Source organism: Stenotrophomonas maltophilia (assembly GCF_006970445.1).
Taxonomy (GTDB): domain Bacteria; phylum Pseudomonadota; class Gammaproteobacteria; order Xanthomonadales; family Xanthomonadaceae; genus Stenotrophomonas; species Stenotrophomonas maltophilia_AU.
Genome location: NZ_CP033877.1, coordinates 3,383,966 through 3,396,987, shown reverse-complemented (window position 1 = coordinate 3,396,987; position 13,022 = coordinate 3,383,966). Strand labels below are relative to the sequence as shown.

At 67.6% G+C, this 13,022-nt stretch carries 11 protein-coding genes and 1 riboswitch; of the genes, 6 read left to right on the top strand and 5 right to left on the bottom strand.

Annotation, left to right across the window (positions count from 1 at the left end; genetic code table 11):
• The first annotated feature begins 40 nt into the window (after positions 1–40).
• The 3 genes from mtgA (at position 41) to EGM71_RS15655 (ending at position 2,264) form a co-directional block, all read left to right on the top strand.
• Complete coding sequence (gene mtgA, locus EGM71_RS15665) at positions 41–790, top strand: monofunctional biosynthetic peptidoglycan transglycosylase (protein ID WP_188485616.1); 750 nt, start codon at positions 41–43, stop codon at positions 788–790.
• Positions 791–853: 63 nt separating this feature from the next.
• Positions 854–1,873 carry a glycosyltransferase family 2 protein gene (locus EGM71_RS15660; RefSeq protein ID WP_188485615.1) on the top strand — a complete coding sequence of 340 codons (1,020 nt, stop codon included), beginning with the start codon at positions 854–856 and terminating at the stop codon, positions 1,871–1,873.
• A complete protein-coding gene (locus EGM71_RS15655) occupies positions 1,833–2,264 on the top strand; it encodes a CBS domain-containing protein (RefSeq protein WP_012511858.1) in 432 nt (143 codons plus the stop codon). Before EGM71_RS15660 ends, EGM71_RS15655 begins: the two co-directional genes overlap by 41 nt.
• Before the next feature lie 487 nt (positions 2,265–2,751).
• Here the strand turns inward: EGM71_RS15655 and EGM71_RS15650 are convergent, their stop codons facing one another.
• The 4 genes from EGM71_RS15650 to EGM71_RS15635 all read right to left on the bottom strand — a co-directional run bounded on the left by EGM71_RS15650 (position 2,752) and on the right by EGM71_RS15635 (position 8,217).
• Positions 2,752–4,725, bottom strand: a complete 1,974-nt coding sequence (locus EGM71_RS15650) for an AsmA family protein (RefSeq protein WP_188485614.1) — start codon at positions 4,723–4,725, stop codon at positions 2,752–2,754.
• An 83-nt stretch (positions 4,726–4,808) separates the two neighbouring features.
• Positions 4,809–5,447 (bottom strand): PAQR family membrane homeostasis protein TrhA, encoded by a 639-nt coding sequence (gene trhA / locus EGM71_RS15645; protein ID WP_005410682.1) that lies wholly within the window; start codon positions 5,445–5,447, stop codon positions 4,809–4,811.
• Positions 5,448–5,661: 214 nt separating this feature from the next.
• Positions 5,662–7,266: a peptide chain release factor 3 gene (locus EGM71_RS15640; protein ID WP_188485613.1), complete on the bottom strand. Its 1,605-nt coding sequence runs from the start codon at positions 7,264–7,266 to the stop codon at positions 5,662–5,664.
• 66 nt (positions 7,267–7,332) lie between these two features.
• Entirely contained in the window at positions 7,333–8,217 is an 885-nt protein-coding gene (locus EGM71_RS15635) for a M23 family metallopeptidase (RefSeq protein WP_188485612.1), read from the bottom strand.
• Between the two features lie 148 nt (positions 8,218–8,365).
• Positions 8,366–8,484, top strand: a riboswitch (SAM riboswitch).
• A gap of 77 nt (positions 8,485–8,561) precedes the next feature.
• Between EGM71_RS15635 and metX the strand changes: the two genes are divergently transcribed.
• From metX to EGM71_RS15620, 3 genes are read left to right on the top strand one after another with little or no spacing between them, the layout of a single operon-like run.
• Complete coding sequence (metX, locus tag EGM71_RS15630; protein ID WP_014038153.1) at positions 8,562–9,593, top strand: homoserine O-succinyltransferase MetX; 1,032 nt, start codon at positions 8,562–8,564, stop codon at positions 9,591–9,593.
• Complete coding sequence (locus EGM71_RS15625) at positions 9,590–10,825, top strand: O-succinylhomoserine (thiol)-lyase (RefSeq protein WP_188485611.1); 1,236 nt, start codon at positions 9,590–9,592, stop codon at positions 10,823–10,825. Before metX ends, EGM71_RS15625 begins: the two co-directional genes overlap by 4 nt.
• Positions 10,822–11,889 carry a homoserine dehydrogenase gene (locus EGM71_RS15620; protein WP_188485610.1) on the top strand — a complete coding sequence of 356 codons (1,068 nt, stop codon included), beginning with the start codon at positions 10,822–10,824 and terminating at the stop codon, positions 11,887–11,889. Before EGM71_RS15625 ends, EGM71_RS15620 begins: the two co-directional genes overlap by 4 nt.
• Positions 11,890–11,947: 58 nt before the next feature.
• On the opposite strand, the gene EGM71_RS15615 is transcribed toward EGM71_RS15620, so the two are convergent.
• Positions 11,948–12,943, bottom strand: coding sequence for an alpha/beta fold hydrolase (locus EGM71_RS15615; RefSeq protein WP_188485609.1), 996 nt, complete (start codon positions 12,941–12,943; stop codon positions 11,948–11,950).
• Positions 12,944–13,022: the final 79 nt, after the last annotated feature.

Here is a 13,022-nt window from a genome sequence, read left to right as displayed (position 1 = left end):
TAATGCGCCGACAACCAGACAGAAGAAGGATGCACCAGTAATGGGGGCAGCGGGAGAGCAGCACAAGGTAGAGGCGGCGGTGGACGCGCCGCGCCGGCGACGCTGGCGCTGGAAGCGGCTGCTGTGGCTGCCGGTGCTGCTGGCTGCCTTCAGCTGTCTGCAGGTGCTGGTGCTGCGGTTCATCGACCCGCCGGTGTCCACGGTGATGCTGTGGCGCTATGGCGAGGCGCTGGGCGAGGCCGACTGGTCCTATCGGCTGCATTACCAGTGGCGTGACCTCGACCAGATGGCCCCGAGCCTGCCGATCTCGCTGGTGGCGGCCGAGGACCAGCGCTTCCCTGACCACAACGGCTTTGACCTGCAGGCCATCGAAAAGGCCCGCGACCACAACGCCAGGGGCGGGCGCCTGCGCGGCGCCAGCACGATCAGCCAGCAGGTGGCCAAGAACCTGTTCCTGTGGCAGGGCCGCAGCTGGATCCGCAAGGGCCTGGAGGTCTGGTACACGGTGCTGATCGAGGCGCTGTGGCCCAAGGAGCGGATCCTGGAGATGTACGCCAACATCGCCGAGTTCGGTGATGGTGTGTACGGCGCGCAGGCGGCAGCGCAGAAATACTGGGGCAAGGACGCGGCCCGGCTGAGCCCGGCCGAGAGCGCGCGCCTGGCCGCGGTGCTGCCGGCACCGCGACGCTACAACGCGGCGGCACCGGGCCCCTATGTGCAGCGACGGGCCGCGTGGATCCAGCGCCAGGCGCGCCAGCTGGGCGGCGCGTCCTATCTGTCGGAGGACTGAGGCCGGCGCGGTCTGATCGGCAGGCGACAGGCCGTGCGTGCGCCGGCAACGTACAATCCGGGCATGACCCGCGAACGGCTCACTTTTGTCATCGCCGCCTATAACGAGGCCCTGGCACTGCCGCTGCTGCACCCGCGGCTGTGCGCGGTGCTCGATGGCATGCCCGACATCGACGGTCACATCCTCTATGTGGACGACGGCAGCCATGACCGCACCTGGGAAGTGATCGCCGGGCTGGCCCAGGCCGATGCACGCGTATCGGCGCTGAAGCTGTCGCGCAACTTCGGCAAGGAAGCGGCGCTGACCGCAGGCCTGGATCTGGTGCACGAAGGCGCGGCGATGATCCTCGATGCCGACGGCCAGGACCCGCCGGAGCTGGTGCCGCAGTTCGTCGCGCGCTGGCGCGAGGGCCATGACAACGTCTACGGCACGCGCATGGCCCGCGATGGCGAGGCCTGGATCAAGCGCGCCACGGCAGCGGTGTTCTATCGGGTGATGGGCCGCCTGTCGCGGACACCGATTCCGGCTGATACCGGAGATTTCCGCCTGCTGTCACCGCGCGCGCTGAGCGCCCTGCGCGGGATGCGCGAGCGCCACCGCTTCATGAAGGGGCTTTTCAGCTGGGTGGGATTCAAGCGGGTCGCCGTGCCCTATCACCGCCATGCGCGCGTGGCCGGCGCCAGCAAATTCAGCCTGTGGCGGCTGTGGAATTTCGCGCTGGAGGGCATCACCGGCTTCTCCACCGTACCGCTGCGGGCGGCGACTTACCTGGGGCTGGCAACTGCGGCGGTCGCCTTCGTGTTCGGCCTGTGGGTAATCGTAAAGGCTGCGCTGTATGGCGACCGGGTGGCGGGCTGGCCAACGATGATGGCGGTGATCCTGTTCCTGGGCGGCGTGCAGCTGATCGCACTTGGCCTGATCGGCGAGTATCTGGGGCGGCTGTACGAGGAGTCCAAGCAGCGGCCGTTGTATCTGGTTGACGCCTGGCTAGCATCCGCCGTGGCAGACTCGGCCCTGCAACCCACCCTCGGAGGGCAGGCAGATGACGACGGTACGGCAACTGTTGGACGGCAAGTCTCCTGAAGTACATGCGGTCGCGCCGGATGCGGCGGTGATCGATGCGATCCGGTTGATGGCGGAAAAGGGCATTGGTGCGGTACTGGTGATGGACGGGCCGCGGCTGGTCGGCATCCTGTCCGAGCGTGATTACGCGCGCAAGATCGTGCTGCGGGATCGTTCGTCGCGCGATACCGCGGTGGCGGAGATCATGACAGCGCAGGTGGTGACGGTGTCGCCCGGCGAGCAGGTGGAGCATTGCCTGCAGCTGGTGACCGATTACCGCATCCGCCATCTGCCGGTGGTGGAGGGGGCGCAGGTGCTGGGGGTGATCTCCATCGGCGACCTGGTGAAGTCGGTGATCGATGCGCAGCGGCGCGAGCTGGACCAGCTGCAGCAGTATATCGTCGCGGGATGAGTCTGTCGCTGGCGGGCCTGCGGCCCGCCGGCCCACTTTTTGAAGCTCAAAGCCAAAGCCAAAGGCAAAGCAGCGCCTTCCTGATACGTCGGTAGGCTGAGGGCATGGGCGTGCAGGACACGCCGCAAGTACATCCCTGTAGGCTCGATGGCGCCATCCATGGCGCCAACAGTCCTGCACGCCCATGCCCTCAGCCTCTGGATACATTGCCGCGAGCGCGGTGAGCTTTGTCGCAGGCGATCTGCTTTTGGTAGCTGCCAACCTTGGTTGGCAACCGCTTTTGACTTTGCTTTTTCTTTTAACTTTGAATTTCCGCTCTCGTTCCGCGCGCTGGAAACTGTCCGGAGCCGGAGCAAGGCGGCAGGCAGGACCGTGAGGCGCATGGATGCGCCGACCGAGCCTACAGGGACGTATTTACGGCGTGTCCTGCCTGTCGCCTTGCTCCGGCTCTACGCGCGGAAAAACGAGGCGCCGCGAACACCCGCTCCTACTTCGCATACTGCCCGCCGCAGTCGGCATCCTTGCCCGGCCCCAGTTCGATGGTCGCCAGCAATGCCGCCGGCGGGGCGATGCTGCCCAGTGCCAGGGCCACCGCGCCGCGGATGCCCAGCGCCTTGAAGTCCGGGCGGAATGACGGGTCCTTGAAGGTGCCGGCGATGTGCAATGGCGAGCGCAGTACCAGGATGCTCTTGTCCTTCGGGCGCGGTTTCAGCAGCAGGTCCAGGGTCTCGTCGCGCAGGCTGACCGTGCCTTCGCCGATGATGATCGTGTCGGTGGTATCCACCGCCAATGCCTGGCTGGTCATCAGGCCATCGCGCACGCCGAAGTCGGCGAAGGCGCAGCGCAGGGGAATCTGCTTGTCGCCTGTCACCAGGAATTTCAGCGACTCGGTGATGTCCAGGCCGGCCAGCTCCATCACCAGATTGCCGACATGGCCACGACCCATTGCCAGGCCGACCTTGCCGCTGCTGCTGCCGAGCATCGCGGCGATCGAATTGCCGCGGCCACTCAGGTCCACCTCGCCGCCGATGCCACCCTTGGCCTGTTCGGCCAGCCTGGCGTCGGGGAACAACTGGCCGAGCTGCACGCCGCGCACGCTGGCCTTCAGCGCGGTGCTGATCTGCGGCTGGCGTGCGTCCATGCGGATGGTGCTGCGGATATCGCCGCCAGCGACGCCGAAGTTCAGCGGGTCCAGCCGCAACACGCCGTCATCCAGCAGCAGGTGTGCATCCATGTCGTCCAATGGCAATGACGGGGCGTTGATGCGATGGGCCTTCCAGCGCACGTCGGCATCCATCGCACGCAGCTTGCCGAGGTTGTAGGGCGTGTCGGGCAGCACGCGCGCACGGACTGCCACCCGTGCGGCCTCGGCCTTCTGCTGCGGATTGGCAGTTTCGCCGCCGCCGGTCTTCGGTGGCGCACCGACGAAGCCGGCCAGGTCATCGAAGTCCAGGCGCTTGGATTCCAGCGTGGCGGTCAGTCGCGGGCGCGCGCCGCCCACTTCGAACTGCAGGTTGCCACCAAGGTCGCTGTCGCCGACCTTGCCGGTGAACTGTTCGTAGCGCCAGAGGTTGTGGTCACGCTTGAGGCGGCCGTTCAGCGCATAGGGCGGCGACGGCGGAATGGCGATGCCGAGCAATGGGTAGAGATCGGCCAGATCCTGGCCGCTGAGCGCGAACTGCAGGTCGAACACGCGCAGCTGGAAGGGGTTGGTCAGTGTGCCGCTGGCTTCGGCGTGGGTGGCGCCGGCGCGGCCGTCGAGGTGGATGCGGAACGGGTGGTCGCTGTCGGTCAGCTCCAGCGGCGATTCAGTGCCGCCGCGCAGGGTGAACGGATTGCCCTGCCAGTGTCCCTTGCCCTGTACCAGCAACGGTGGCGCAGCGTCGGCCTGCTTCGGCTGGCCGCTGCGCACGTCCACGCGGATGTCGGTGCGGCCGAGCGTATCCAGGAACTGCAGGCGACCGTCGTCGATGCGCAGCCGTTTGAGCTGCAGGCGGGTCCCACCGGCGCTGTCACCGAGGAAATCCCAGTTGCCCGGGTCGCCCTGGCGCGGAGCGGTTTCCAGCAACACGTCCGGCCGGGTCAGGCGCACTTCGGGCAGCTGCACGCTGCCGCGCAGGAGGGGCCAGACCCGCACGTCGATCTCGACGCGGTCGGCGCTGGCCATGTCCGGCTGCTTCGCCCAGCCGGCATTGGCGAAGGTGATCGCATCGGCGCGGATCGTACTGGTGCGGCCGAGGTCGACATCCAGGTGGCCGATGTGCAGTGCACGGCCGGTGCGGGCCTGCACGGCGCGTTCGACCGGGCCCTTGAACCAGTTCCAGTCCCACAGTGCGATCAGGACCAGGACCGCCGCCAGCACGAAGACCAGCAGCGTCAGCCAGCGCCGGCCTCGAGGGCCGGGGCGGCGGAGGCGCCAGCGGGGCGTGCGCGTTGCAGCAGGGGAGGCGGCAGCATTCACGCTGCCATGGTTGCCCCCTCTTCGTGGACAGGGCGCGAAGCGTCCATGTGCATGGTGTGCACACGCCGCCTGCGAGCGGGCGTTTACAGCACCTGCATGGTGACCGCGACGAAGTGGCAGACGCTGCCGCCGATCACGAACAGGTGCCAGATCGCGTGCGAGTACGGGATCGATTCACGGTGGTAGAAGTAGGTGCCCAGCGTGTACGACAGGCCGCCGGCGAACAGCCAGGTGAGGGTGCCGCCATCGATCGAGGCCCACATCGGCTTGATCGCCACGACCACCAGCCAGCCCATGGCGATGTAGATCACCGTTGAGAGCACCTTGAAGCGGCCGGTGTAGAACAGCTTGAACACCACGCCGCCCAGCGCAAGCGCCCAGATCGCGGTGAACAGGCCCCAGCCCCACGGACCGCGCAGGCCGATCAGGGTGAACGGGGTATAGGTGCCCGCGATCAGCACATAGATCGCGCAGTGGTCGAACACCTTCAACCGGCCCTTGGCGACCGGATGCTGGATGGCGTGGTAAAGGGTGGAGGCGGTGTACAGCAGCAGCAGCGCGATACCGAATACGATCGCGCTGGCCAGCTGCCAGCCGTCGCCGTAGATCGCCGCCAGGGTGATCAACACCGCGCTGGCGGCCAGGGCGAATACCGCGCCCAATCCATGGGTCAAGGCGCTGGCGATTTCTTCACGGATCGAAGCAATGGACGTCGTGGACATGGCGTAGGCATTGTTCGCGGGGAGGGGGACCCGCACCCCCCCTATCATCGCCGCGATGGGCGATGCATGCACGCCTGTCACCGTATGGTGGGTGAATCCCTGCGTTGCGCCGCTGATCCCGTGATCTGTCGATCGACGCCATGCGTGGATGAACCGCCCGCGACGGCTGGGGTCAGAGCCCTTTCCGTGTGGAAAGGGATCCGACCCCGTGGCATCAGCCCACCGAAACGGTGTGCGCCGCTTCGCGGGTGGCCGAGAAGCGCACGTCCGGCGAGCGTTCCTGCGCCAACTGCAGGTTGACCCGGGTCGGTGCGAGGTAGACCAGGTGTCCAGCCGCATCCAGGGCCAGATTCAGCGCGTTCTTCTCGCGGAACTCTTCCAGCTTCTTCTCATTGCTGCAGTGGACCCAGCGCGCAGTGGTCACGCTGACCGGCTCGAAGGTGGCTTCCACGCCGTACTCGTCCTTCAGGCGGTAGGCGGCCACGTCGAACTGCAGCACACCGACCGCACCCAGGATCAGGTCGTTGCTGGTCAGCGGGCGGAAGAACTGGGTGGCACCTTCCTCGGACAGCTGGGCCAGGCCCTTCTGCAACTGCTTGAGCTTGAGCGGATCGCGCAGGCGCGCGCGGCGGAACAGTTCCGGGGCGAAGTTGGGGATGCCGGTGAAGGTCACCGCTTCGCCTTCGGTGAAGGTGTCGCCGATGGAGATGGTGCCGTGGTTGTGGATGCCGATCACATCGCCCGGCCAGGCCTCGGCGGCGATCTCACGGTCGCTGGCCATGAAGGTCAGCGCGTTGGCCAGCTTCATGTCCTTGCCGGTACGCACGTGGAAGGTCTTCATGCCGGCGCTGAAGCGGCCCGAGCAGACCCGCATGAACGCCACGCGGTCGCGGTGCTGCGGGTCCATGTTGGCCTGGATCTTGAACACGAAGCCGGTCAGCTTGTTTTCTTCCGGAGCGATCACGCGGCCAGTGGTAGTGCGCGCCTGCGGCGACGGCGCGTGCTCGACGAAGAAGTCCAGCAGCGGCTGCACGCCGAAGTTGTTCACACCCGAGCCGAAGAACACCGGGGTCTGCTTGCCGGCGCGGTAGGCGTCCAGGTCGAACGGATGGCTGGCGCCCTGCACCAGTTCCAGTTCGTCGCGCAGGTCGGCCAGCATCTGTGCACCGATCTTCTCGGCCAGGCCGGGCGCATCGATGGACGGGAAGATGGTCGAGTCCTGGCGGGTGAAGTTGCGGCCCGGCTCGTACAGGTGCACTTCGCCGGTCAGCAGGTGGACCACGCCCTTCAGGCGCTGGCCCATGCCGATCGGCCAGGTTACCGGCGCGCACTGGATGCCGAGCACGGTTTCCACTTCATCCAGCAGCTCGATCGGGTCCTTGCCCTCGCGGTCGAGCTTGTTGATGAAGGTCATGATCGGGGTGTCGCGCAGGCGGCACACTTCCATCAGCTTGATGGTGCGCTCTTCCACGCCCTTGGCCACGTCGATCACCATCAGCGCCGAGTCCACCGCGGTCAGCACGCGGTAGGTGTCCTCGCCGAAGTCGGCGTGGCCGGGGGTGTCGAGCAGGTTGACGATCTTGCCTTCATATGGGAACTGCATCACCGAGGAGGTGACGGAGATGCCGCGCTCCTTTTCCAGCGCCATCCAGTCGGAGGTGGCGTGGCGGGCAGCCTTGCGGCCCTTGACCGAACCGGCCATCTGGATCGCGCCTCCGAACAGCAGCAGCTTTTCGGTCAGCGTGGTCTTGCCGGCGTCAGGGTGGGAAATGATGGCGAAGGTGCGGCGACGCGACGCTTCGTTGGCGACTTCGGACATGGCAGTGGCGCCCGCCCGGGGCGCTTTTCAAAGAGATAAGCGCCCGATTATACCGGCCGGGGCCGGTCAGCGCCCGGTACCGCCGTCGGCCTCGCCCTGGCGGGCGAACTGCAGCTGGCCCTGCTCGGCAAAGATGCGCACCGGCACCGAGCGCAGGCCCATGCCGCGGTTGACCTGCACCACGAAGTGCAGGTGCGGTGCACTGCTGTAGCCGCTGTTGCCGGACAGGCCGATCGGCTGCCCGGCGCCCACTGCCTGGCCACGGCGCACGCGCATGCCGCCGGCCTGCAGGTGACCGTACAGGGCCATGCTGCCGTCGCTGTGCAGCACGCGGATGAAATTGGCGCGGCCACCATCGCGTTCGCGGTCCTGGCCGTTGCCACGGAAGCCATCCTGGATCTGCATCACCGTACCCTCGCGCGCGGCCAGCACCAGGGTGCCCTCCGGCAGTGCGAAGTCGACCGCGTCGCGGTTCTCCTCGTCGTCATGGCTGAATCGTCCCTGCGGCGCCTGGTCCACACGCAGGCGGGCCGCATCGAACGGCAGGCGATAGGCGACATCCTCGGCCTGTGCGGCCGGGTTGCCCGGCACCGACTGCAGGCGAAGATCCAGCGTGCGGCCATCGGTCGGGGCGGGCAGGTGGCCGACCACCAGGCTGCTGTCGCCCTGGATCAGCGATTCGACCGGGAGGCCTTCGACCGGGTGTCCAGGCGCGGCGCGCAGCTGGATCTGCAGCGGTCCTGCCAGCCCATTGTCGATCCGGGCCTGCCATTGCGTGCCGACCGGCTGCAGGCGCAGTTGGGCCATGGGGGCAGCGCCCCCGGCGCTGCCTGCGTGGGTCGCCGGGGGAGGCGGGGGGACCAGCCCCCAGCCTTGGCGCCAGTCGTCCGCGTGTGCGGTTGCGCTCGCCAGCAGAGGCAACAGCAGGCAGGACAGGGGCAGGCGCGGCATCGGCGTTTCCAGCGAAAAGGACCGCCGGGACTGTACCCGATCCTGAACGGGGCGACCGGGACCGCCCTCGCAGAGTGGATCTGAAAATATTCATCGCTTTATCCGCATGAAGGGATTGACAGTGCCGGAAAGGGCTGGCATCGTGGCTCCACCATCGAGACCGGCAGAGGGACAGGCCCTTTGAAGCCGGGGCAGCCCGCAGGCGCGCAAGTGCCTGCGTAGGTGCCAAATCCTGCGGGGACCGTGGCGTCCACCGAAAGATGGTTCGAACCATGCACCACACGTGCATCTCGAACGCGGGCCCCGCGAAGGCTCGATGGCCGATTCCCCAACCGGATCCCGCCATGAGCTTCGCCGCCAGTACCGCGCTTCGCCCCGAACCCTTTGTCCCCGTCAGCGTGCCGGTTGAAGACCGCGTGCATGCCGAGCGCGGTGAGTTCGCCGCGGTGCTGTCGATGCGCCACGCCGGCCCCAGCCCGGTGCGCCTGCGCTATGAGTGGGTCGGCCCGGCCAACGCACCGGTGGTGGTGCTGGCCGGCGGCATTTCCGCCCATCGCCACGTGGCGTCCAACGCGCAGTTCAGCGAGAAGGGCTGGGCCGAAGACCTGGTGGGCAGCGGCCGCGCGCTGGATCCGCAGCAGCTGCGCGTGCTGGCCTTCGATTTCATCGGTGCCGACGGTGCACTGGATGTGCCGATCGATACCGCCGACCAGGCCGATGCCTTGGCGCTGCTGCTGGACCATCTCGGTATCCGCGCGCTGAAGGCCTTCGTCGGCTATTCGTATGGTGCGCTGGTCGGCCAGCAGTTCGCGATCCGGCATCGTGCCCGCGTGCGCCAGCTGGTGCTGGCCAGCGGTGCGCATCGCCCACATCCGTATGCCGCCGCCTGGCGCGCATTGCAGCGCCGCGCGGTCGCGCTGGGCCAGCTGCAGTGTGGCGAAGACCACGGCCTGGCCCTGGCCCGGCAGTTCGCCATGCTCAGCTACCGTACCCCGGAAGAATTCGGCGAGCGCTTCGATGCTGCGCCGGAAGTCATCAATGGCCGCGTACGCGTGGCGGCCGAAGACTATCTCGATGCGGCCGGTGCGCAGTACGTCGCGCGCACGCCGGTGACCGCGTACCTGCGCCTGTCCGAATCGATCGACCTGCACCGCGTCGACCCCACCGCGATCCTGCCACCGACCGTGGTGGTGGCCGTGGAGGGCGACCGCCTGGTGCCGCTGGCCGACCTGGTCGGCCTGGTCGAAGGGCTGGGCCCGCGCGGCAGCCTGCGCGTTCTGCGCTCGCCCTACGGCCACGACGCCTTCCTCAAAGAAACCGATCGCATCGACGCGATCCTCGCCACCGCCTTCCGCACTTCTGGAGAGTCCGCATGAGCCTGCACGCAAACGAGCCGTCCTGTAGTCGCACCACTGCCGCCGTCCGTGCGGGCATCGATCGGGACACCGCGCATGGTGCGGTCACGCCACCGATCGTGCTGTCGTCGAACTTCAGCTTTGAAGGCTTCGGCAACAAGCGCCAGTACGACTACACGCGTAGTGGCAACCCGACCCGCGACCTGCTTGGCGAGGCGCTGGCGGAACTGGAGGGCGGCGCCGGTGGCGTCATCACTGCGACCGGCATGGGCGCGATCAACCTGGTGCTGAACGCGCTGCTGCAGCCGGGCGATACCCTGGTGGTACCGCACGACGCGTACGGTGGCAGCTGGCGCCTGTTCAATGCGCTGGCGAAGAAGGGCCACTTCGAACTGGTGACCGCCGACCTGACCGATCCGCGCGCGCTGGCACAGGCGCTGGCCACCCAGCCGAAGCTGGTGCTGGTGGAAACCCCGTCCAACCCGCTGCTGCGCATCACCGACCTGCGTTTCGTCATCGAGGCCGCGCACAAGGCCGGTGCACTCGTGGTGGTCGACAACACGTTCCTGTCGCCGGCGCTGCAGCAGCCGCTGTCGTTTGGTGCGGACCTGGTGCTGCATTCCACGACCAAGTACATCAATGGCCACAGTGATGTGGTGGGTGGCGCGGTGGTCGCGCGTGATCCGGCACTGCACGAGCAGCTGGTGTGGTGGGGCAATGCGCTGGGCCTGACCGGTTCGCCGTTCGATGCGTTCCTGACCCTGCGCGGCCTGCGCACGCTGGACGCGCGCCTGCGCGTGCACCAGGAAAACACCGCGTCGATCGTTGCCCTGCTGGACCAGCATCCGGCGGTCGGTACGGTCTACTACCCGGGCCTGGCCGATCACCCCGGGCATGCCATCGCCGCACGCCAGCAGAACGGCTTCGGTGCGATGCTGTCGTTCGAACTGGCGCACTGCGCCGGTGATGATCCGCATGCGGCGGTGCGCGCCTTCGTGGACGGCCTGCGCTGTTTCACCCTGGCCGAATCGCTGGGCGGCGTCGAGAGCCTGATCGCGCATCCGGCCACCATGACCCATGCGGCGATGACCGCCGAAGCACGTGCCGCCGCGGGCATCAGCGAAGGGCTGCTGCGCCTGTCGGTCGGCATCGAGGCCGAGCGTGACCTGCTGGCCGATCTCGGCGCCGCGCTGCAGCGCGCCGAAGCTGTGATCGATGCGGCCGCGCGTCGCAAACAGGTGGTGGATGCATGAGCGCGCTCGCCGCTGAGATTCCCGTGCTGGGCGCGGGGCGCCTGGCGTTGCTCGGTACAGGTACGGTGGGTACGGCCTTCGTGCAGCGCTACCAGGCGTTGCAGGCACGTGGGCTGGAACTGCCCAGCGTGCAATGGCTGGCCAACTCGCGCACTGCACTGGCGATCGATCGTGATCTGGCGTTGCCGCTGGAGCTGGCGCGGCGTGCACCGCGTGATGGCCAGCATTCGCCGCCGTGGGCCAGCACCGAAGGCCTTGAGCGCGGCGATGTGGTGGTCGATGCCACCGCCAGCGAGGATGTGGCTGCGCGTCACGTGCAGTGGCTGGCGCGCGGCGTGCACGTGGTGACTGCCAACAAGCTGGGCCGTGGTGCGCAGCTGGCGCGCGCCACGGCCATTGCCGAGAGCTGCGCCGACAGTGGTGCGCGCTATGGCGACAGCGCCACCGTCGGTGCCGGCCTGCCGCTGTTGAGCAGCCTGCGCGCGCTGGTGGCAGGGGGGGATCACATCCACGCCATCGAGGGCGTGCTGTCCGGTTCGCTGGCATGGCTGTTCCATCGCTATGACGGGCGGTCGCCGTTCTCGGCCGCAGTGCGCGAAGCGTTGGCGGCCGGTTACACCGAGCCGGATCCGCGACTGGACCTGTCCGGCGAGGACGTGCGTCGCAAGCTGCTGATCCTGGCCCGCAGCAGCGGGCTGGCGCTGGATGCTTCGCAGGTGCAGGTGGATTCACTGGTGCCTGAGGCGCTGGCAGCGTTGCCGCTGGAGGATGCAGTGGCTGCACTCGAGCAGCTGGACGCGCCGCTGCAGGCGCGCTGGCGGCAGGCGCATGACAATGGCCGTGTGCTGCGTTTCGTTGGCCGTGTTGACGGCGAGGGTGCGCAGGTCGGCCTGCGCGAGCTGCCGGCCGATCACCCGTTGGCGCAGGGTGCGGGTACCGACAACCGCGTGGCCATTCACAGTGATCGCTATCACCGCCAGCCCTTGTTGATCCAGGGCCCGGGCGCGGGCGCGGAAGTCACCGCCGCCGCGTTGCTGGATGACGTGCTGCGGATCGTCGGCTGATCGCAGCGTTCCTGTCGAGCCAAGCCCATGCTCGGCTCGACAGGAGCACGCCTGCTGGTCAGCGGGACTTCAACGCCTTCAACAACGCGTTGTTGAACTGCTTCGGGTCCTGCACCTGTGGCGAATGGCCCAGTTCGGCGAACTCGACCAGCGTCGCGCCGGGAATCGTCGCGGCCGCCGACTTGCCGAGCACCGGATAGTTGCCCAGCGTTGCCTTCACCGCTGGCGGCGCCAGGTCGCGGCCGATCGCGGTGCGGTCCTTCTGGCCGATGAACAACGTAGTCGGCACCTGCAGGTTCTTCAGTTCGTAGACCACCGGCTGGTTGAACACCATGTCCGAGGCCAGCGCCTGGCTCCATGCAACGGCCTGCTTGCCGGACCCTTCGTACATGCCCGACTGCATCCGCGCCCAGGGTTCGTACGCCGGCTTCCATTTGCCGTCGTAGTACACCTCCAGCTGGTAGCGGCGGATGCTGTCATAGCTGATGTTCATTTCGCCGGCGTACCACGCGTCCACGCTGCGCCACGGCACGCCCAACGCCTTCCAGTCTTCCAGCCCGATCGGGTTGACCAGCGACAGGCTGCGCAGGTCCTGCGGGTACATCAGCGCGTAGCGCACCGCCAGCATGCCGCCCATCGAATGACCGACCAGGTGCACCGGTACATCGCCCAGTTGCAGCTGTTGCAGCAGGTCATGGGTGTTGGCGGCCAGCTGCGCGAACGAATACTGGTAACGTTCGGGCTTGCTGGATTTGCAGAAGCCCACCTGGTCCGGGGCGATCACCCGGTAACCGGCGTTCAGCAGCGGCGCGATGGTCTGCTGCCAGGTGGCTGCGCAGAAATTCTTGCCGTGCAGCAGCACTACCACGCCGATGGCGCGGCGTTTGGGCAGGACATCCAGATAGGCCATTTCCAGTGGCTGCCGCTGCGACTCCAGCGCGAAGGTCTTCACCGGATAGCCGTAGTCGAAACCCTCCAGTCGCGGCCCGTAGGTGGGGGCGGCCAGGGCAGGCAGCGGCAGGCAGGCAAGCAGGGCAGCAGCGATCACGCGCATGGGGCCAATCCGGGGCAGGGGAGCCTCGAGCCTAACCGGAACGCAGTGACGGTGTCGTCCGATGTTGAGCCGGGCTCAT

Excerpts from the sequence above, each read along its gene's own strand:
- EGM71_RS15620 (WP_188485610.1), top strand. The coding sequence starts at position 10,822 with ATGAGCGCGCTCGCCGCTGAGATTCCCGTGCTGGGCGCGGGGCGCCTG.
- EGM71_RS15640 (WP_188485613.1), bottom strand. The coding sequence starts at position 7,266 with ATGTCCGAAGTCGCCAACGAAGCGTCGCGTCGCCGCACCTTCGCCATC.
- metX (WP_014038153.1), top strand. The coding sequence starts at position 8,562 with ATGAGCTTCGCCGCCAGTACCGCGCTTCGCCCCGAACCCTTTGTCCCC.
- EGM71_RS15625 (WP_188485611.1), top strand. The coding sequence starts at position 9,590 with ATGAGCCTGCACGCAAACGAGCCGTCCTGTAGTCGCACCACTGCCGCC.
- EGM71_RS15615 (WP_188485609.1), bottom strand. The coding sequence starts at position 12,943 with ATGCGCGTGATCGCTGCTGCCCTGCTTGCCTGCCTGCCGCTGCCTGCC.
- EGM71_RS15635 (WP_188485612.1), bottom strand. The coding sequence starts at position 8,217 with ATGCCGCGCCTGCCCCTGTCCTGCCTGCTGTTGCCTCTGCTGGCGAGC.
- trhA (WP_005410682.1), bottom strand. The coding sequence starts at position 5,447 with ATGTCCACGACGTCCATTGCTTCGATCCGTGAAGAAATCGCCAGCGCC.
- mtgA (WP_188485616.1), top strand. The coding sequence starts at position 41 with ATGGGGGCAGCGGGAGAGCAGCACAAGGTAGAGGCGGCGGTGGACGCG.
- EGM71_RS15655 (WP_012511858.1), top strand. The coding sequence starts at position 1,833 with ATGACGACGGTACGGCAACTGTTGGACGGCAAGTCTCCTGAAGTACAT.
- EGM71_RS15660 (WP_188485615.1), top strand. The coding sequence starts at position 854 with ATGACCCGCGAACGGCTCACTTTTGTCATCGCCGCCTATAACGAGGCC.